Here is a 1,056-nt window from a genome sequence, read left to right on the forward strand (position 1 = left end):
GGGGTGGCCGCCTCGGCCTCGGGCACGTTTGCCACCCGCTACATGGGCACGCGCACGGCCCTGACGGACCAGTTGAACGGCAGCTACCGCCTGCGCGACTACACCCGCGCGGCCGGCATCGAAACCTATAACCTGCGCACGGGCACTAACACGGCCGCGGCCGTCGATTTCACCGACGCCGACAACAACTGGACGGCCGCCGAATTCAACAACACCGCCAAAGACAACGCGGCCCTCGATGCCCATTTCGGCGCGCAGGCCACCTTCGACTACTGGATGAGCACGCACGGCCGCAACTCCATCAACGGCAGCGGCGGCAAGTTCATTAACTACGTGCACCTGCGCGTGGGCTTCGACAACGCCTACTGGGACGGCGCGGCCATGAACTACGGCGACGGCAGCACCCTGTTCACGCCGCTGACGGCGCTGGACGTGTGTGGCCACGAAACCGGCCACGGCGTGTGCCAGGCCACGGCCAACCTGGTGTACCAGAACGAGTCGGGCGCGCTCAACGAAGGCTTCTCCGACATCTGGGGGGCGGCCGTGGAGTATTCCGTCGACCCCAGCAAGCAAACCTGGGTGGTGGGCGAAGACATCACGCGCGCGGCGGGCGGCCTGCGCTCGATGAGCAACCCGCTCAGCACCAGCATGCTCTCGCCCTGCCCGGCCAACTACCGGGGGCGCCTGTGGGCCTTTGGTACGGCCGACAACGGCGGGGTGCACACCAACTCGGGGGTGCTCAACCACTGGTTCTATATTCTGAGCGTGGGCAAATCCGGCGTTAACGAGCAGCAGCAGGCCTACGCCGTCACCGGCATTGGCATCGACAAGGCGGCCCGTATTGCCTACCGCGCCGAGCGCCTCTACCTCACGCCCAATTCCGACTACCGCTCCACGCGCATGTTCACCATTCAGGCCGCTACCGACCTGTACGGGGCCAACTCGGCCGAGGTAACGGCCGTGACCGACGCTTGGTATGCCGTAGGCCTGGGCACGGGCAGCGCGGCTCCGGCCGGGGCGCAGGCCCAGTGCCAGACCGATGATGCCGCCGTGCTC

Annotated in this window: 1 protein-coding gene; it reads left to right on the plus strand. The window is 67.0% G+C overall.

The window, feature by feature from the left end:
• On the plus strand, nt 1-1,056 hold a 1,056-nt coding region (locus ACYVDE_RS23935), incomplete at both ends, for a M4 family metallopeptidase (RefSeq protein ID WP_460504030.1).

The organism is Hymenobacter agri, assembly GCF_054778495.1.